Origin of the sequence: Aequorivita xiaoshiensis, from assembly GCF_022008395.1 — a bacterium.
GTDB lineage: Bacteria > Bacteroidota > Bacteroidia > Flavobacteriales > Flavobacteriaceae > Aequorivita > Aequorivita xiaoshiensis.
The window spans coordinates 66,530-86,294 of sequence record NZ_JAIRBB010000011.1 but is presented as its reverse complement, the minus strand read 5'-3'; the positions used below and the strand labels follow the sequence as shown (position 1 = coordinate 86,294).

The following is a 19,765-nucleotide window of genomic DNA, read 5'->3' as shown; positions in this document are numbered from 1 at the left end:
GGTTAATTTGTTTCATCTTAATAATCTATTATGCATGCATACTTTATTACGTTTATATTACTTCCATAAAAAAAGTATATGCGTATCTTTCACGATTATTTAAAACGCAAAAAATGTATACTTCAAAAATTACTGGTCTTGGATATTATGTTCCCGAAAATGTTGTGACCAACGACGATTTGTCGAAATTAATGGACACCAATGATGCTTGGATTCAAGAGCGCACAGGTATTAAAGAACGCAGACATATTAAAAAGGGCGATGGAAACTCTACTTCTGTTATGGGAGTTAAGGCTGCTACTGTAGCCCTAGACCGCGCTAAACTGCTTCCTAAAGATATAGATATGATTGTTTTTGCTACGCTTAGTCCAGATATGTATTTCCCTGGCGGTGGAGTAGAAGTACAAGAAATGATGGGAATGAGAACGATTCCAGCATTAGATGTACGAAATCAATGTAGTGGTTTTATCTATGGACTTTCTGTGGCCGATCAGTTCATTAAGACGGGTATGTACAAAAACGTTTTAGTAATTGGTAGTGAAAATCACAGTGGGGGATTAGATTTTACAACGCGTGGAAGAAACGTTTCAGTGATTTTTGGGGATGGTGCAGGAGCTGCTGTACTATCTAGAAATGAAGAGGGTGCCAATGGAATTTTATCTACGCATCTGCATAGTGAAGGGGCACACAAAAATGAACTTGCATTACAAGGGCCTAGCACCGCTCATTGGGTTCCAGAAATTATAGCTGAAAATCCTCAAGAAAATATTCCGTACTATCCTGTAATGAATGGACAATTTGTATTTAAACACGCTATAGTTCGATTTGCCGAGGTAATTCATGAAGGTTTGGATGCAAATAACCTTAAAGTGAAAGATATTGATATGTTAATACCTCACCAGGCTAATTTACGTATATCGCAATTTATTCAACACAAGTTGAAATTAACAGACGATCAGGTTTTTAACAATATTCAGAAATACGGAAATACAACAGCTGCCTCAATTCCAATTGCGCTTACTGAAGCTTGGGAACAAGGTAAAATCAAAGAAGGAGATATTGTAGTGTTAGCAGCTTTCGGAAGTGGATTTACCTGGGGAAGTGCAATTATAAGATGGTAAATTTATTTTTTTAAAATAAAGATGCGATTGCGAAACAACCTGTTTTAAAATGTTGTTTACTCACAAAATAAGATAGCCTTTCAGAATTTCTGAAAGGCTATTTCAATTTCCTAAAATATGGAATAATTCGTTGAAGGCTAATTCAAATAAATTATAAAAATGAAACTTAGGATTATATGTGTTAGACGAAAAACCATCTTAATTGTTTCATTGTAAAACCTTATTTAACAATACAATAACATTTGAGTTTTATTACAAACAAACCCGAAGTGTTTGCTTCGGGTTTGAAAAATAACTGCAATTATTAACACTAACCATCAACGTAAAACTATTGCAGTAAAATAATATCTTTCTTCTACTTTAATTAAGACGTTCAAAAAGTTATTATGTTTCATTGCTACCTTCTTTTTAACTAACATTTATGATAATTTAAAGCGTTGTATTGTATTTTTCCTAAAAACTAAATAAAATGAAAAAAACATTAGTGCTAGGCGCAAGTTTAAAGCCGAATCGATATTCTAATTTGGCAATAAATAGATTAGTGAATCACAATCATATTGTTGAAGCCGTAGGCTTAAAAGAAGGTGAGGTTGCTGGCGTAAATATTGTTACAGAAAAGAAGGATTTTAAAGATATTGATACAGTAACCTTATATCTAAATCCAAAACGACAAGAAGAATACTACAACTATATTATTTCGTTAAAACCAAAGCGAGTGATCTTCAATCCAGGTACTGAAAATCCTGAATTCTACGCACTTCTTAAAGACAATAATATTGAAGCTGAGGTTGCTTGTACTTTAGTGCTTTTGGGTACGAATCAGTATTAGACCTAAAAATGTAAGTACTCCATTTAAAATTAATATAAAAAATCCGAATTCAAAGTTTAGGTGCAATGAGCTTAGGTGACTTATACCATACCCTATAAATGGAGTGGCAATTGCAATTACCGGAACTAGTTTATCCTTTACATTCCATTTTGTAAAGAGACCGTAAGCATACAGACCCAAGAGTGGACCGTAAGTATAACCCGCGAAAACAAATAATTTTGATATTACAGAATCGTCTGCAATTACATACTTAAAGATAATAATTACAAGTATTAATAATAGTGAAAATAAAATGTGAATGAGCTTTCGCATTTTAATTTGCTTCTTTTCATCATATCTCTTCTCAATACCCAGTATATCGATACTAAAGGAGGTGGTTAATGCCGTTAAAGCACTATCTGCGCTACTATAAGCTGCGGCTATTAGCCCTAAGATAAACAACACGGCAACGCCAATACCAAACACGCTTTCTTGCGCAGCAAGGGTTGAGAAAAGTTGATCTTTATGAGCATCTATTCCATTTTGTTCAGCGTACACAGTAAGTAATAACCCTAAAGTTAAGAACACAAAATTTACAATTGTAAGTACAATAGTAAACCAAAACATATTTTTTTGAGCGTCTTCTAAGTTCCGACAAGTAAGGTTTTTTTGCATCATATCTTGGTCTAAACCTGTCATTACAATTGCAATAAAAGCACCACTTATAAACTGCTTTACAAAATGATCTCCTGATCTCCAATCGTCAAAAAAGAATATCTGGCTCATTTCACTTTCAGCTACAAATGTAAAAAGACTGCTTCCAGAAAGTCCTAAATCTGTGGCTACATAGTAGACAGCAACTCCCACTGCTATTAACATAAATAAGGTTTGTAGTGTATCTGTCCAAACAATAGTTTTTATACCACTTTTAAAAGTATAGAGCCAAATCAATAAAATTGTAATGGTTACTGTTGCCCAAAAAGGAATATTCATATCGTCAAAGATTAAACTTTGCAACACTACAGCTACTAAATAGAGGCGGAAACTTGCTCCAACAACCCTGGATAATAGAAAAAATGAAGCTCCTGTTTTATAAGAGGCATTTCCAAACCTTCCTTCTAAGTATGTATAAATTGAAGTGAGGTTTAAGCGGTAGTAGAGTGGAAGTAAAACGGTTCCAATTACTGCATAACCTACTATATAGCCTAAAACAACCTGAAAATAGCTGAATTTCGAAGCTTCAACCCAACCGGGAACTGATATAAAAGTTACTCCGCTTAATGAAGCACCAATCATACCAAACGCAACCAAGTACCAAGGCGATTGTTTTCCTGCCTTAAAAAAATCGGCATTACTACCACCTTTATTAGTTAAGTAGGAAATTAAAATTAAAGCTAAAAAATATCCAATAATTAATAAAAGTATGTGTAAGGGTTGCATATTATATTAGACTATAATAGTTAGGAATTCGGCCGCGTAAAAATACAAAGTTTGGTTTCTCTACCCATTTTATTTTTAATACATTTGATGGCTTTACTTAAATTAACTTATAACTACCTAAAAACTAAAAAGATGCGTTTTAGATTACTACTGCTTTTTACCCTTTTATTTAGTTCTTTAGCCATTCAGGCTCAAGAATATTTACGAATGATTGATGCTGGCACCTACAAAGTGCAAGATATTATAGATAGTGCCGAAGCCCATTTCGAAGGGAAGGATAAAGGCCGTGGCACAGGATATAAACAATATAAGAGATGGGAGTACAACGCTCTTAGAATGGTTCAAGAAGACGGATATTTAGCTTCTAATGCTGATCGTTTAAGAGAACTAGAAAACTGGAACGCATATGTAAATAATACTGCTGAAAATAGAATGGTTCTTCCAGATAGCTGGCAAGAAATGGGGCCAGATAATTGGAATGCAACTTCAGGGTGGAATCCAGGTGTAGGTAGAATTACTTCAGTAGCTATTGAAGAAGGAAACGAAAACCACATTATTGTTGGGGCTAACACCGGAGGTGTTTGGAGAACTACTGATGGAGCTCAAAGTTGGACTCCTTTAAACGACTACTTTTCAAATATGAAGGTTTATGCTGTTGCTATGGATCCAACCGATGCTAATACTTACTTCTTTGGAGCAACTAATGGCGATATTTTTAAATCGACAGATGCTGGAGCAACTTGGAGTTTATTAGCTACTATAGGGAACAGTGTGGTAAATAGAATTTTAATTCACCCAACCAATAGCGATATAATGTTTGCAACTGCCGAAAATGTTGGGATTTATGCTACTACAGATGGGGGAGCCACATGGACAACTGCAGTTTCGGACTCAAGAGGGTACGACTTAGAATTTAAACCAGGAGACCCTTCAGTAGTTTATGCTTCGGGAACGGGATTTCATAAATCAACAGACGGAGGTGCAACTTTTACAACCATCGGCGGATTTACTACGGGCCCAAAAATGATAGGTGTTTCGGCAGCAAATCCAGAGGTAGTTTATGTGGTAGAAGCTTTTCAAAATAGATTTGGTGGATTTTATTCATCTGTAGATGGAGGTAATACATTTACAAAGCTTAATCACGGTAACAAAAACTATTTTGGATATAGTACAACTGGAAATGACAATAACGGACAAGCACCTAGAGATATGGCGATTGCTGTAAATCCTTTAGATGCTAATGAAGTGCATATTGCAGGTATTCTTTCTTGGAGATCTATGGATGCAGGAGTGACTTTTGAAATTACTTCAGATTGGGTTCCTGCAAATGCTGCTGCACAAAACATCGGCTACTGTCATGCCGATATTGATGATATGCTATTCCACGGAACTACACTATATGCTGTTACTGATGGAGGAATTTTTAAAGCTGAAAACACGGCTACAATAAACGCTTCATATTTTGAAGATCTTACAGAAGGCTTAGGGATTCGTCAATTTTATAAAATTGGTATTTCACAAACCGAAGATGTGGTTGTTTCTGGTGGGTCGCAAGATAATGGTACTTCTTTCTACACCTCTTCAACTGGATGGAGAGATTGGATTGGTGCTGACGGAATGGAAACCTTTATAGACAAAGACAATACAAACTTTATGTATGGTACTAGTCAATTTGGTCAATTATACCGAACTCAGAATGGTGGAAATAGTCTAATTCAAATTAATGAACCAGGAACGGGTTCAGGGAATTGGGTAACTCCTTTTGAGCAAGATCCAACAGTTCAAAATTCTATATATGTTGGTTACAATCGAGTTTATAAATCGGCTAACTTAGGTGCTTCGTGGACTCCAATTTCTCAAAATTTTGGAGGTAACTTAAACAATTTAAAAATTTACGAAAGAAACAATCAGATCATGTATGCATCAAGAGGTGCATTAATGTACAGAACTACTGATGGGGGTGCTACAGATTGGGAACAAGTTGGAATTCCAGGAGGACTAATCAATTCAATTGCAATTCACCCTGTAGACCCTAACAAAATTGCAGTAGCTACCACAAGTGCAAATAAAGTGATGGTATCTGAAGATGGAGGGGATACTTGGAGTAGTTACAATTTAAATCTTCCAAACTTTTCAGCTTTAGCAGTTGTTTGGCAAAATAACAGTAAGGATGGTCTTTATTTAGGTATGGATTACGGTATTTATTATATAGATAACACTTTTACCGAATGGCAGCCTTATAGTAATCTACTGCCAAACGTTCAGATTAATGAGCTGGAGATTAACTATGAAAACGGAATGATTTACGCGGGTTCATATGGTAGAGGTCTTTGGGTTTCCCCAGTAGTTGAAGGTACAATGGGAGTTAGTAAGAACACTTTTGAATCTACTGTAAGTATATATCCAAATCCAGCGGATTCTCAGATTACACTAGGATTGCAAAATCCAATAAATGCAGAAATTAGAATTTTTGATATTTCAGGAAAACTATTAATGTATCAAGCTGATGCATATATCGCAAATAAATACACTATGGATGTTTCATCATTGAATTCGGGTGTTTACTTTGTGCGTTTAAATACAACTGCTGGTACAGCAATTAAAAAGCTTGTAATTAATTAATACAAATTTAACCCATGTTAGGAATGCTTCAGGAAAAACATTTTTTTCTGAAGCATTTTTTTTAACTTGTCGGCAGGATTTTAGCTATGGAATTTTCTTCAAAATTACTTGAGAACGCGGTAAACGAAATGTCCCAACTCCCTGGAATTGGAAAGCGTACAGCTTTGCGTTTAGTGCTTCATTTATTAAAACAACCAAAAGAGCAAACCCAAAAATTGGCTGCTAGTTTGGTAAAAATGCGGGACGAGATTAATTTTTGCTCAAATTGTCACAATATTAGTGATTCAAAATTATGTGAGATTTGTGCTAACCCTAACCGAAACGAAAAAATTGTTTGTGTGGTAGAAGATATTCGCGATGTAATGGCAATTGAAAATACAAGTCAGTATCGCGGACATTACCACGTTTTAGGAGGTAAAATATCACCTATGGATGGAATTGGTCCTGGTGATTTAACGGTCCCTTCACTTGTTGAAAAAGTGAAATCTGGAAATATCACCGAGCTTATTTTTGCTTTAAGTTCTACTATGGAAGGGGATACTACTAACTTTTATATCTTTAAACAAATTGAGCCTTATAACATTATTACAACTACTATCGCTCGTGGGGTTTCAGTAGGTGATGAGTTGGAATATGCAGATGAGGTAACTTTAGGGCGAAGTATACTTCATCGTATCCCATTTGAATCGTCCTTAAAAAACAATTAGATTTGATTCCATTACTTCAAAATAATAAAACCATCTTAGCTTTTAATTTTTCAAAATAGTTTGTACCGATGAAATTATCTGTAGTTATACTTAATTATAATGTGCGGTACTTTTTAGAACAGTGCATACTGTCTGTTGAAAAAGCTATTGAAAATATTGACGCTGAAATTATCGTAATAGATAATGACTCTAAGGACGATAGTTGTGAGATGGTAAAAACTCAGTTTCCAAACATAACTCTTATTCGAAATAAGGAAAATGTAGGATTTAGTAAGGCAAATAATCAAGCAGTATCTGTAGCCAAAGGGGAATATGTGTGTATATTAAATCCAGATACTGTTGTAGCTGAAGATACACTTGTTAATGCAATTCATTATTCTGAAAATGTAGAAAATATTGGCGCTTTAGGTGTTTATTTGATGGACGGAACAGGTAGTTTTTTACCTGAAAGTAAACGGAATTTACCAACACCAAAAGTATCTTTACTTAAACTGTTAGGCTTTACAAAAAAGTATTATACGTCTCATCTATCAGAAAACTCTTGTGGTGAAGTTGAAATATTAGTTGGTGCATTTATGCTTGTAAAACGAAGTATTTACAATGAAGTTGGTGGATTTGATGAAGATTACTTTATGTATGGTGAGGATATAGACTTGTCTTATAAATTTACTAAAGCAGGATATAAAAACCATTATTTAGGAAATAGTACTGTACTTCACTATAAGGGAGAAAGCACTAAAAAGAACAAAGCGTATTTTGAGCGCTTTTATGGTGCAATGCAGATTTTTTATGAAAAACATTTTAATAATAATGCATTGCTTAAAAATTCAGTTTCTCTAGGAGTTGCTCTTGCAAAAAATGCATATAGATTTACGTCAAGTAAAAAAAACAATGAAAGTGTACAGCTAGAAAAACATTATGTTTTTACTGAAAATGTTGAATTAATTGAAAGGCTTTCAGATAAAATGAAACTACATTTTCAAATGGTATCAAAAAATATTCACGAGCAGATCGTTTTGGAAAATTGCTTGCTGGTTTTTGATAATGACTATGTTACAAATGGTGAAATCTTTCAGTTTATGAAACAATTGAAAGGAAAAGGCAATCATTTTAGAATAAAACCGCGAGGTCGCAACTTTATAATTGGAAGTGACCAAAGTGACGAAAAAGGTGGTGTATTTGTTTTTTAAGAAAATTGAAACAGAAGACGAGCAAATTTTGACTAATTTTGCAACGTTTTTAAAATAAGGCTTACGCCTTCCAAATTCGATATTGAAATTATATTATGGCAAAATTTGAATTGAAACTACCCAAAATGGGCGAAAGTGTTGCTGAAGCAACCTTAACAAACTGGCTAAAAGAAGTAGGTGATACTATTGAAGCAGATGAGGCAGTGCTAGAAATCGCTACAGACAAAGTGGATAGCGAAGTTCCCAGTGAGGTAGATGGTGTTTTAGTTGAAAAACTATTTGATGTAGATGATGTTGTGCAAGTGGGACAAACCGTTGCTATTATTGAAACAGAAGGAGAGGCTGATGAAACTCCAAAAACTGAAAGTACTTCAGAAGCTACTGCCGATTCAACACCTGAACAAGCTGTAAAAGAAGTTGAAAAGCAATTTGAAGCTGCAAAACAAGAAACTCAAACTCCTATTGAAAATACTGGCGATCGTTTTTATTCTCCTTTAGTGAAGAATATTGCTGCTGAAGAAGGTATTTCACAAGCAGAGTTAGATGGTATATCTGGAACTGGTAAAGACGGCCGGGTAACCAAAAACGACATTCTTGCCTATGTAGAAAACCGTTCTTCTGCTAAAACTGATGCTCCAGCACATGCTGCTGCAACTGCGGATTCTGAAACTCCTGCGGCAAAAGAAACTTCAAAAGCTAAAACTCCGATATCGGTAAATGGTGGTGATGAGATAATTGAAATGTCTAGAATGGGTAAATTGATTGCCCATCATATGGTTGAAAGTGTTCAAACATCTGCCCACGTACAGTCATTCGTAGAATGTGATGTAACTAATGTTTGGAATTGGAGAAATAAAGTAAAAGCATCATTTGCTAAGCGCGAAGGTGAAAACTTAACTTTTACTCCAATATTTATGGAGGCTGTGGCAAAAGCGCTAAAAGACTTTCCAATGATGAATATTGCCGTAGATGGTGATAAAATTATCAAAAGAAAAAATATAAACCTTGGTATGGCTGCTGCCTTACCCGATGGAAACTTAATTGTTCCTGTAATTAAAAATGCAGATCAGTTAAACTTGCTTGGAATGAGTAAGGCTGTAAACGACCTTGCAGTACGTGCTCGTGAAAACAAGCTGAAACCAGACGACATTCAAGGTGGTACATACACAGTTACTAACGTTGGAACATTTGGTAGCATTATGGGAACACCAATCCTTAATCAACCACAAGTAGGTATTCTAGCTCTTGGAGCAATTAGAAAAGTACCAGCTGTTATAGAAACTCCAGAAGGTGACTTTATTGGAATACGTTACAAAATGTTCTTGTCGCATAGTTACGACCACAGGGTTGTAAACGGTGCATTAGGAGGGCAATTTGTAAAGCGTGTTGCAGATTACCTTGAAGATTGGGATGTAAATCGTGAGATTTAATTGAGATAAGTAATACGTTAAAGGGGGATTTTGTAATCAAAATCCCCCTTTTCTTTTTTATAAATTCTTTCAAAACTTCAATAAGAAGTATCTTTACTTTTTTAAAATAAAAAAATGGAACTGAACCTAAAAAAACCAATCTGTTTTTTCGATCTTGAAACCACAGGTGTAAACGTCGCCAAAGACAGAATTGTTGAAATTGCAATCCTAAAGGTATTTCCAAATGGAAATAAAGAAAGTCATACTTGGCGCGTAAACCCAGGAATGCCTATTCCACCAGAATCTACAGCTATACACGGAATTAACGATGAAATGGTTGCTAACGAGCCTACTTTTAAAGAAATTGCGCCAAAAGTTTATGGATTGATAAAAGATAGTGACCTTGGCGGATTTAACTCAAATAGATTCGATATTCCACTGCTTGCTGAAGAGTTGCTTCGTGCAGAAATAGACTTTGATTTGAAAAAAGCTCTTGCGGTTGACGTACAGACCATTTTCCATAAAATGGAAAAGAGAACCTTAGAAGCAGCATATAGATTTTACTGTAACAAAGACCTTCTAGATGCTCATAGTGCTGCTGCCGATACAAATGCCACTTACGAAGTTTTAAAAGCGCAATTAGAGCGTTATCCAAACTTGGAGAACGATATAGCTTCCTTAGCAGATTTTAGTTCTCATAAAAACCATGCAGATTTTGCGGGATATATAAGTTATGATGAGAATGGAGAAGAAGTTTTTTCATTCGGAAAATATAAAGGTAAGTTAGTGACTGAAATATTAAATAAAGATTCAGGTTATTTTGGATGGTTGCTCAATGCCGACTTTCCATTGTATACCAAAAAGGTGCTTACGCGAATTAGACTTCAGAAATTGAATACAAAACTTTAAGAAAATTATCCCCTTTGATAACTGATAGTTTTTCTACTTTCAAATAATAATATTTACAATATGAAAATAATCTGCGTAGGAAGAAATTACACAGAACATATTAAGGAACTGGATAATGTTGTTCCTGAAGAGCCAATATTGTTTTTAAAACCAGATTCGGCTATACTATTAAAAAAGCAACCATTTTACATTCCTGAATTTACAAATGAAGTTCATCACGAAGTTGAAGTGTTGGTGAAAATCAATAGAATAGGGAAGCATATAGATCGTAAGTTTGCACATAAATACTACGATGAAATAGGTTTGGGTATTGATTTTACAGCGAGAGATTTACAAAAGAAACTAAAAAGCGATGGTTTACCTTGGGAAAAAGCGAAGGCATTTGATGGTTCGGCTGTAATTGGAAATTTTATATCAAAAACTGAGATTGAAGATGTTAACGATATTCACTTCAGTCTAAAACGCAATGGAGAGGTTGCTCAACAGGGGAGCACAAAGCAGATGATGTGGAAAATAGATGCCTTAATCGAAAATATTTCAAAATACTTCACTTTAAAAATCGGAGATGTTATTTTCACAGGTACACCATCAGGCGTTGGGCCAGTTTCTGTAGATGATGTTTTACAGGGGTATATTGAAGAAAGAGAAATGTTTTCAATAAAAATAAAGTAAAGGAATATCATTCCGACATTATCTTCAAAATTGTCTTTGAAGTGTGCTTTTTTAAAAAAAACAATGTAAATGCTAGCAGAGATTATAACCATAGGAGATGAAATTCTCATAGGTCAAATTGTAGATACAAATTCGGCTTTTATTTCGAAAGAGCTTAATAAAATAGGGGTAAAAGTATATCAAATTACTTCGGTTCAGGATGATCGTGAGCATATATTGCAAGCTTTTGAAGATGCTAAAAAACACGCCGATTTAATTATTGTTACTGGAGGACTTGGCCCTACCAAAGACGATATTACCAAACGTACTTTTTGCGATTATTTTGAGGATACTTTGGTGGAAGATTCAGAGATAGTTGAAAACATTAAGCGATTATTTAATAACTATCAGCTCGGGGAGCCTTTGCCCTCAAATATTCAGCAGGCACTCGTTCCTTCTAAAGCAAAAGTCTTAATGAATTATTATGGAACCGCACCTGGAATGTGGATGGAGAAGGATAAAACTGTTTTTGTTTCATTGCCAGGCGTGCCATACGAAATGAAAAATTTGTTAAAGGATCAAGTTTTACCGCTAGTAATAGAACGCTTTAATAGACCATTTATTTACCACAAAACCCTACTTACCTATGGAATGGGGGAAAGTGCTGTTGCAGATAGAATTGCAGATTGGGAAAATAATTTACCTGAAAATATAAGACTGGCGTATTTGCCTTCCTTAGGAAAAGTACGTTTGCGACTATCATCTAGTGGTGCCGACGAAAATGCTTTAAAAGAAAGTATAGATTCCCGAATGGAAGTTTTATCTAATATGCTTTCGGATATTGCTATAGGTTTTGAAGATGAAACGACTATAGTAGGAAAGATTGCACATATTTTAAACGAAAAGCAGCGAACATTAAGTTTAGCAGAAAGTTGTACAGGAGGGACGATTGCAAGCCAGATAACTGCGGAGCCTGGAGCTTCATCATTTTTCTTAGGAAGTATTATTCCGTATAAAACAGAATTAAAGACAAAAGTTTTAGGTGTGCCGGCATCACTTATTGAAGAATATTCAGTTGTAAGTGTTGAAGTTGCTGAAAGCATGGCGTTAAATTCGTGTAGGCTATTTGATACAGATTATGCGATTGCCACAACAGGAATTGCAGGACCAACAAAAGGAGATGGAGCAGATGAAGTTGGAACTGTTTGTATTGCAATAGCATCTGGAAACGAAGTTTTTTCAGAAAAATTTAATTTCGGAAATGATCGCTATCGTGTGATTACAAAGGCGGCAAACAAATCTTTTGAGATGTTATTAAAAGAAATTTCAAAAAACTAATTTTCTTTTGTTGTACAACACGAAAGAATTACTTAAATTTGCACCCTGTTTTAAAATAACTAATAAAGTTAAGGAAATGTCAAGAGTTTGTGAACTTACCGGAAAGAAAGCGATGGTTGGAAATAACGTGTCGCACGCGATGAATAAAACCAAACGTAAGTTTGATGTAAATTTGCTTAAAAAGCGTTTTTATATACCAGAAGAAGATAAGTGGGTAACACTTAGAGTTTCAGCTTCTGCTATTAAAGATATCAATAAAAAAGGTATTTCTGCGGTTATGAAAGAAGCGCGTGAAAAAGGCTTTTTAACTAAATAATTGCAATAATCAATAAAGTCTATTACAATGGCTAAAAAAGGAAATAGAGTACAAGTAATTTTGGAGTGCACTGAGCATAAGGAATCTGGTAAACCAGGAACTTCTCGCTACATCACTACCAAAAACAAAAAGAATACACCGGATAGAATGGAGTTGAAGAAATTCAACCCAATTCTTAAGAAAATGACGGTTCATAAAGAGATTAAATAAGAGATAAAATGGCAAAGAAATCAGTAGCATCGTTACAGACAGGTTCAAAACGTTTAACCAAAGCTATTAAAATGGTTAAATCGGAAAAATCAGGAGCATATACATTTACTGAGGCTATTATGTCTCCAGAAATGGTAAACGACTGGTTAAACAAAAAATAACCAGATTAAAATATTGAGTTAAAGCCACTTTTTTACGAAGGTGGCTTTTCGTATTTTTGTTATTTAAAAAATAGTCAGGTATAAAATTGAGCTAATAATGGCATAAATTTATACCCTTTAACCGACCACGGAAACCATGAGTATATTTAAAAGGATATTCTCCAAGGAGAAAAAAGAAACACTTGATAAAGGGCTAGAAAAAACTAAAACATCTTTCTTCGATAAGCTTAGTAAAGCTGTAGCCGGAAAAAGCAAGGTTGATGATGAGGTTTTAGATAATCTTGAAGAGGTATTGGTTTCTAGTGATGTTGGTGTAAATACTACCTTAAAAGTAATTGAAAGAATTGAAGAGCGAGTTGCTAGGGATAAATACTTAGGTACGGATGAGCTAAATAAAATTCTTCGCGAAGAAATTGCTGGGCTTTTAAGTGAAATAGATTCTGGTAACGCTACCGAATTTGAAATTCCATCAAATAAAAAACCATATGTTATTATGGTTGTTGGGGTAAATGGTGTAGGTAAAACTACTACCATTGGGAAATTGGCTTATCAATTTAAAAAAGCAGGTAAGAAGGTAGTTTTAGGTGCTGCCGATACTTTCCGTGCTGCCGCGATCGATCAATTGCAAATATGGGCTGATAGAACAGATGTATCCATCGTTAAACAAAGTATGGGTAGTGATCCCGCTAGTGTTGCTTTTGACACCTTACAAAGCGCAGTAAATCAAAATGCTGATGTTGTAATTATAGATACAGCAGGGCGTCTTCACAATAAAGTAAACTTAATGAACGAGCTTACTAAAGTAAAACGTGTGATGCAGAAAGTTATACCAGATGCGCCTCACGATGTACTATTAGTTTTAGATGGTTCTACTGGCCAAAATGCATTTGAACAAGCTAAGCAATTTACAGCTGCAACCGAAGTTACCTCTCTAGCAGTTACTAAACTTGACGGTACTGCAAAAGGTGGTGTTGTTATTGGTATAAGCGACCAATTTCAAATCCCGGTAAAATATATTGGAGTAGGTGAGGGAATGGAGGATCTTCAGGTATTTAATAAAATTGAATTTGTGGATTCGTTCTTTAAATAAATCACATAATAAAACTTTATTAAAAAACCCACCTTTCTTAATCTAAAGGTGGGTTTTTGTGTTTTTTGTGGAGTTGAAATTTAAACTTCAATAATGGTAAAAGATAAGTTTAAAGGATCTAAATTCTCTTTAATAATATCTAATATTTCTTCCCCATTATCTAAATAGAAGTTTGAAAAATTCAGGTTTCTCTCTTGTAAACTACCATTTGGGAATAGAGTACCTTGAATATTTTTTACAGGGTTTAATTTCTCAGAAAGTTTTCTTTTTTGCGCTTTTAGTAATCTAGATTCAAGTTTATCTAATCCGTTAAGTTGTTTTTTCTCTTGAGCAGCCACAGCACCAAGAAACGACTTGTCCGTTTTTTCAGCTAGTACATATAAATCTTTAAATTGTTGTTTTAAAAACGCTCTTTGTTCAGAAAAATCAATTTCAATATCCGAAATTTTATAAACGTGCTTGGAAATTAACTCTTGTTGTGGAAGAAATAAATCTTTAATAGAAACGTCATAAGTTTCTAGTTCTTCCAATAATTTTTTAGGAACTATTAAAGCTGAATTTCTCAATAAAAGAATAGGAAATGGAACTTTTACTTCATTAAAATAATCTTTCAATTGAAACCAATATGCTAGTTCGCCGCCTCCACCAATATAACAGAGGTTTGGTAATACAGCTTCTTGATATAATGGACGCAGTAAGGCGTTTGGCGAAAAGCATTGTGGCTTATCATTAATTTCGGCTAAAATTTCCTCCTTAGAAAATGAAATTTCAGTGTTATTCACGTAAAAATCACCTTCACTTTCAACGATACGTTCCCGAACATTCTTATTTAAGTAAAATAAATTAATCTCTCGAGGATGTACCTGTTCTGGATGACCTAGGTCTTTTAGTTTTTTAGTGGTTTCAGAAACTTTTTTGAAACTTAAGTTTTCAGTTATTTCTTTTTCAGCATAAGGAATGAAATGTTTCTTTAAAACCTCATCATTGCCATCGACAATTACCAATCCAGATTCAAAAAACAATGTATTGGCTAAGTGTCGAGTAGCATCAGCTAAATTGTCATTTTTTAAATAAGCGTCAGAAAAATATTTAAGAAGCTCCTTAGCATTTTCACTGTTTCCAAATTGTGTTTTTAATTTTTCAAAAACCTCATTTAAGCCTTCAGTACTTAATTCTCCAACAGCGCCGGAAGAATTTCTATCCCATTTATGCTTTTCTAACCTGGAAGTATTATTGTTTTTGTATGTATTAAAATAATTTATCTCTTCAAAGTCGTGATCTTCTGTTGCCATCCAATAAACGGGAACAAAATTAAAATTAGGATAGTGCTCTTTTAGCTTTTCACATAAGTTAATCGTTGAAAATATTTTGTAAAGAAAATACAGTGGTCCGGTAAAAAGGTTGAGCTGATGCCCAGTTGTTACGGTAAAAGTAGTGTTTTCCTTAAGCAAGTCTAAGTTTGTTAATGTAGCTTGGGATATAGAGTTGTACCCGTATTGCAACATAATCTGTTTGGATAATAACCGTCTCTGACGAATATTAAAACTATTTTGTTTCTCTTCAATTTGAAGTTTGAAGTTCTCCAAATTTGGAAAACGATTATAAAAAGGAATTAATGATTTTTCTTCTGCTAAGTAGTCGCAGATAAGTTTAGAAAAATAACCAGTCTCTTTATAAGGAATAGATTTAATTGACATGTGCAGTATGAAAGATTTTGAACAAAAATAGCCGATTTATGTGGGCTTAGGTTTTAAAGATACGTTAATTTCAGATTGTAATAAAGGCCTTTTAAAATTGTTTAAAGTCACTGTATTTGCAGTTTGAATTTCGGGCATAGTAATTGTATCTTTGCACATCCAAAAACTATGGCCATTAAAGGTGATAGTTCTTTCAAAAATACCCATGAAAAAACGTGTTGTAGTAGGATTAAGTGGAGGTGTAGACTCTAGTGTAGCAGCCTATTTGTTAAAAGAACAAGGCTATGAAGTTATAGGTCTTTTTATGAAGAATTGGCACGACGATTCTGTAACTATTTCAGATGAGTGTCCTTGGCTAGAAGACAGTAACGATGCAATGCTTGTTGCTGAGAAATTAGGAATACCATTTCAAACTGTAGATTTAAGTGAAGAATATAAAGAGCGAATTGTAGATTATATGTTCCGTGAATACCAAATGGGACGTACTCCAAATCCAGATGTGCTTTGTAATCGAGAAATTAAATTTGATGTGTTTATGAAGATAGCGCTAGGGTTGGGAGCAGATTTTGTCGCAACTGGACATTATTGCAGAAAAACAACTTCAAGAAGTAAAGAGAATGGCGTTGAAACAGAAATTCATCATTTACTAGCAGGGAAAGATCCTAATAAAGATCAGTCTTACTTTTTGTGTCAACTTTCGCAAGAACAACTATCCAAAACATTGTTTCCGATTGGTGAATTATTAAAGCCTGAAGTTAGAAAAATCGCAGCCGAACAAAATCTTATCACTGCTGAAAAACGCGATTCTCAGGGCTTGTGTTTTATAGGAAAAGTGAGATTGCCAGATTTCCTTCAACAAAAATTAGCTCCTAAAGATGGAATAATTGTTGAAGTTCCAGCAACATTGCCAGAATATAAAGTGGAAACTCCAGAATTTACTTCTGAGATGGAAGAACTTGAATTTCTATCAGCAAAACATAAGTATTCAAAATCTGATGGTAAAGAAGTCGGGGTTCACAATGGAGCGCATTATTTTACTAAAGGGCAACGAAAAGGTCTAGCAGTTGGTGGTACCAAAGAACCATTATTTGTGATAGACACAGACGTGGCTGAAAATATTATTTATACAGGACAGGGTAAAAGTCACCCAGGACTTTATAGACGCGGACTTTTTGTAAAGGATGAAGAAGTTCATTGGGTTCGTGAAGATTTAAAGCTTCAAGAAGATGAAAAGATGGAAGTTATGGCTCGTATACGCTATAGACAGCCATTAGAAAAAGCAACATTGCACTGCACGCATTCAGGACTTTATATTATCTTTGATAATCCGCAATCTGCCATTACAGAGGGTCAATTCGTGGCTTGGTATAACGGAGCTGAGTTACTTGGAAGTGGTGTTATCTCTTAAAAATATTATATGAAAAAATTATTCCTATTAGTAGTATTTGCATTTGTGTCAACCTTAAGTTTTGCACAGTTAGAAGATGCCTTGGTTTTTTTAGAACCTAAGGATCCTTCGGTGGTTTCGGCTGCATTGGCAGACCCATCAACTATTTTAACTACAGCGGCAATAAATAGAAAATTAGCACAAGGTATTGTTATTGATGAACGGGATGTACCTTTAAATGAAGTGCAAAAAGCACAGATAGAAGATGCAACGGGTATTACAGTTCTTGCAAAATCAAAATGGCTAAATGCTGTTTATGTGCGAGGAACTTTAACAAATATCAATAATCTTTTAAATCTTTCATTTGTTTCAGATATTGAATATGCTGATAAAAGTATGAATAGACCTGGACCTAAAGAATTTGAAAGACAGTTTAGATCTTTACAGAACAAAATAGAACAAGAAGAGCAATTAAGAGTAGTTTATAATTATGGGAATGCTGAGAATCAGACTGAAATGATTGGTGTTGATGTTTTGCATCAAGAAGACTTTACGGGGCAAGAAATTGCTGTAGCATTTATGGATAATGGATATCCTAATGTATTGTACAATCCTGCTTATGCTCATATGCGTGATGAAGGAAGATTACTTGGGTATTATGATTTTGTTGCTCGTGTGGAAAGTCCAAATGGAACTGGTGGTCACGGAGCTTTAACCTTAAGTGATGCCGCTGCGGTGGTTACAAATGAATTTGTAGGTACTGCGCCAAATGCTTCCTATTACTTATTTATTACCGAGGATGATAGTGAAGAGTCTCCTGCTGAGGAGGCTTATTGGGTAGAAGCATTGGAGCGTTCCGATAGCTTAGGGGTTTACGTGAGTAATACTTCTTTAGGTTACCAAGATTATGACAAATCAGCCTATACTCATCAATATTCAGATTTAGATGGAGAAACTACTATTGCAGCTCGCGGTGCTAATATAGCTTTTGATAAAGGTATGATTACGGTTACCTCTGCAGGTAACGACGGTTCTGGCTTTGGTTATGTGGGAACTCCTGCAGATGCGCCAGGTTCTTTCACGGTAGGCGCAGTGGATGCAAACGAAAATTATGTGTATTTCAGCTCTTATGGTCCTAATTCAGCTGGACTAGTAAAGCCTGATGTAATGGCTCAAGGGGCTAATACAGCTGTTGTAGATAGATTTGGAGAAACCACGGATTATTGGGGTGATCCATTAACTTCTAATGGAACTTCTTTTAGTTCACCTATAATTGCTGGAGCTGTGGCATCTTTATGGAGTGCTGTTCCCACTTTAAAAAACGATGTCGTTATGCAAGCAATTCGTGAGTCTGCACATTTATACAACAATCCTACAGATTTAATGGGTTATGGAATTCCAAATTTTGGAGAAGCATTAAGCACACTTTTACTTAAAGTGAACGATCAAGAGCTTCAAAAAAATCAATTTGCTTTATATCCAAACCCAGTTACAACTGAAGTAAATATTTCATTTCCTAAAACTGCAGAAAATGCTGTATTTGTAATGTACAATGTTTTAGGTGAAAAAATACTTAAAGCTAATATAACGGCTAGTAATAATCGCATTGATTTATCTAACCTAACTTCAGGGATGTATATTGCATCTATTACTTCAAGCAATAAAACAACAAGTTACAAAATCATAAAAAAATAGTGCAGAATAAAATTACAGAGCTTTTTAAGATTGAATATCCAATTATTCAAGGTGGAATGATATGGAATAGTGGTTGGCGTTTGGCTAGTGCTGTATCTAATGCAGGTGGACTAGGTCTTTTGGGAGCAGGTTCAATGTATCCTGAAGTGCTTCGGGAACATATAATAAAATGTCAAAAAGCTACAGACAAACCATTTGGGGTGAATGTGCCAATGCTTTATCCTGATATCGAAAAAATTATTGATATAATAATTGAAGAAGGGGTTAAAATAGTTTTTACCTCGGCTGGAAATCCAAAGACTTACACTTCTAAACTTAAAGAAAACGGGATTGCCGTAGTTCACGTTGTTAGTAGTGTAAAGTTTGCCTTAAAAGCACAAGAAGCAGGAGTAGATGCCGTTGTAGCTGAAGGTTTTGAAGCAGGAGGTCATAATGGTCGTGAAGAATCCACTACACTTACTTTAATTCCAATGGTAAAGGAACAGTTACAGATTCCATTAATAGCTGCTGGAGGTATTGCTACAGGTCGCGCTATGCTTGCTACTATGGTTTTAGGTGCAGATGGGGTACAGGTAGGTAGTCGTTTTGTGGCATCGAATGAGGCTTCGTCACATCATGCGTTTAAACAAATGGTGGTAGACGCAAAAGAAGGAGATACCCAACTTACTTTAAAAGAGTTGGCTCCAGTAAGAATGCTTAAGAATGAATTCTTTGAAAGTGTTATGGAGTTGTATAAAACGAATCCTACCAAAGAAGAGCTCGCCAAACATTTGGGTAGGGCTCGTGCAAAACGTGGAATGTTTGAGGGAGATTTAGTTGAAGGTGAATTAGAAATAGGGCAGGTTTCTGGACTGATTCACGATATTAAACCAGCTGGAGTTATATTAAAAGAAATGGTTGAAGAATTTCAAACTGCAAAAAAGGAAGTAGCTAGCTTTTAGCCTTCTTATTAAATATTTTAAAAAGCAAAAACCCTTCCGATTTATTTCGGAAGGGTTTTGTTATTAGGATAAT

At 34.9% G+C, this 19,765-nt stretch carries 18 protein-coding genes; 16 read left to right on the top strand and 2 right to left on the bottom strand.

The annotated features are described in order from the left end of the window. Nucleotides 1-113: 113 nt before the first annotated feature. Both K8344_RS11660 and K8344_RS11655 read left to right on the top strand, forming a co-directional pair. Nucleotides 114-1,121: a 3-oxoacyl-ACP synthase III family protein gene (locus tag K8344_RS11660; protein WP_237608861.1), complete on the top strand. Its 1,008-nt coding sequence runs from the start codon at nt 114-116 to the stop codon at nt 1,119-1,121. A gap of 469 nt (nt 1,122-1,590) precedes the next feature. Beyond that, nucleotides 1,591-1,950: a CoA-binding protein gene (locus K8344_RS11655; protein WP_237608860.1), complete on the top strand. Its 360-nt coding sequence runs from the start codon at nt 1,591-1,593 to the stop codon at nt 1,948-1,950. Here K8344_RS11655 and K8344_RS11650 read toward each other — a convergent pair. Beyond that, nucleotides 1,921-3,369 carry a sodium:solute symporter gene (locus tag K8344_RS11650; protein ID WP_237608859.1) on the bottom strand — a complete coding sequence of 483 codons (1,449 nt, stop codon included), beginning with the start codon at nt 3,367-3,369 and terminating at the stop codon, nt 1,921-1,923. The genes K8344_RS11655 and K8344_RS11650 overlap by 30 nt on opposite strands. A gap of 132 nt (nt 3,370-3,501) precedes the next feature. Here K8344_RS11650 and K8344_RS11645 point away from each other — a divergent pair, with 132 nt between their 5' ends. The 11 genes from K8344_RS11645 to ftsY all read left to right on the top strand — a co-directional run bounded on the left by K8344_RS11645 (nt 3,502) and on the right by ftsY (nt 13,972). Beyond that, nucleotides 3,502-5,991, top strand: a complete 2,490-nt coding sequence (locus K8344_RS11645) for a T9SS type A sorting domain-containing protein (protein WP_237608858.1) — start codon at nt 3,502-3,504, stop codon at nt 5,989-5,991. An 86-nt stretch (nt 5,992-6,077) separates the two neighbouring features. Then, nucleotides 6,078-6,698 (top strand): recombination mediator RecR, encoded by a 621-nt coding sequence (gene recR / locus K8344_RS11640; protein WP_237608857.1) that lies wholly within the window; start codon nt 6,078-6,080, stop codon nt 6,696-6,698. A 68-nt stretch (nt 6,699-6,766) separates the two neighbouring features. Further along, the gene (locus tag K8344_RS11635; RefSeq protein WP_237608856.1) at nt 6,767-7,888 is read left to right on the top strand and encodes a glycosyltransferase family 2 protein; all 1,122 of its coding nucleotides are present in this window, start codon (nt 6,767-6,769) and stop codon (nt 7,886-7,888) included. Between the two features lie 95 nt (nt 7,889-7,983). Continuing rightward, on the top strand, nt 7,984-9,318 hold the full coding sequence (locus K8344_RS11630) for a dihydrolipoamide acetyltransferase family protein (protein WP_237608855.1): 1,335 nt from the start codon (nt 7,984-7,986) through the stop codon (nt 9,316-9,318). Nucleotides 9,319-9,432: 114 nt separating this feature from the next. Next, nucleotides 9,433-10,206, top strand: a complete 774-nt coding sequence (locus tag K8344_RS11625) for a 3'-5' exonuclease (protein ID WP_237608854.1) — start codon at nt 9,433-9,435, stop codon at nt 10,204-10,206. A gap of 60 nt (nt 10,207-10,266) precedes the next feature. Then, nucleotides 10,267-10,878, top strand: coding sequence for a fumarylacetoacetate hydrolase family protein (locus tag K8344_RS11620; RefSeq protein WP_237608853.1), 612 nt, complete (start codon nt 10,267-10,269; stop codon nt 10,876-10,878). Nucleotides 10,879-10,947: 69 nt separating this feature from the next. Then, the gene (locus tag K8344_RS11615; RefSeq protein ID WP_237608852.1) at nt 10,948-12,195 is read left to right on the top strand and encodes a competence/damage-inducible protein A; all 1,248 of its coding nucleotides are present in this window, start codon (nt 10,948-10,950) and stop codon (nt 12,193-12,195) included. A 76-nt stretch (nt 12,196-12,271) separates the two neighbouring features. Beyond that, nucleotides 12,272-12,511 (top strand): 50S ribosomal protein L28, encoded by a 240-nt coding sequence (rpmB, locus tag K8344_RS11610; RefSeq protein WP_014782807.1) that lies wholly within the window; start codon nt 12,272-12,274, stop codon nt 12,509-12,511. A 27-nt stretch (nt 12,512-12,538) separates the two neighbouring features. Beyond that, complete coding sequence (rpmG, locus tag K8344_RS11605) at nt 12,539-12,721, top strand: 50S ribosomal protein L33 (protein WP_045081706.1); 183 nt, start codon at nt 12,539-12,541, stop codon at nt 12,719-12,721. 8 nt (nt 12,722-12,729) lie between these two features. Further along, complete coding sequence (locus tag K8344_RS11600) at nt 12,730-12,882, top strand: DUF4295 domain-containing protein (RefSeq protein WP_139856086.1); 153 nt, start codon at nt 12,730-12,732, stop codon at nt 12,880-12,882. Nucleotides 12,883-13,018: 136 nt separating this feature from the next. Beyond that, the gene (gene ftsY, locus K8344_RS11595; protein WP_237608851.1) at nt 13,019-13,972 is read left to right on the top strand and encodes a signal recognition particle-docking protein FtsY; all 954 of its coding nucleotides are present in this window, start codon (nt 13,019-13,021) and stop codon (nt 13,970-13,972) included. Between the two features lie 80 nt (nt 13,973-14,052). Here the strand turns inward: ftsY and bshC are convergent, their stop codons facing one another. Then, nucleotides 14,053-15,669: a bacillithiol biosynthesis cysteine-adding enzyme BshC gene (gene bshC, locus K8344_RS11590; protein ID WP_237608850.1), complete on the bottom strand. Its 1,617-nt coding sequence runs from the start codon at nt 15,667-15,669 to the stop codon at nt 14,053-14,055. Between the two features lie 205 nt (nt 15,670-15,874). On the opposite strand from bshC, the gene mnmA reads away from it, so the two are divergent. Genes mnmA through K8344_RS11575 form a run of 3 tightly spaced genes read left to right on the top strand, consistent with a single transcriptional unit; the run spans nt 15,875 to nt 19,692 of the window. Next, nucleotides 15,875-17,077: a tRNA 2-thiouridine(34) synthase MnmA gene (gene mnmA / locus K8344_RS11585; RefSeq protein WP_237608849.1), complete on the top strand. Its 1,203-nt coding sequence runs from the start codon at nt 15,875-15,877 to the stop codon at nt 17,075-17,077. Between the two features lie 9 nt (nt 17,078-17,086). Further along, complete coding sequence (locus K8344_RS11580) at nt 17,087-18,751, top strand: S8 family peptidase (protein ID WP_237608848.1); 1,665 nt, start codon at nt 17,087-17,089, stop codon at nt 18,749-18,751. After that, a complete protein-coding gene (locus K8344_RS11575; RefSeq protein WP_237608847.1) occupies nt 18,751-19,692 on the top strand; it encodes an NAD(P)H-dependent flavin oxidoreductase in 942 nt (313 codons plus the stop codon). The genes K8344_RS11580 and K8344_RS11575 overlap by 1 nt, the downstream gene beginning before the upstream one ends. Nucleotides 19,693-19,765 lie beyond the last annotated feature (73 nt).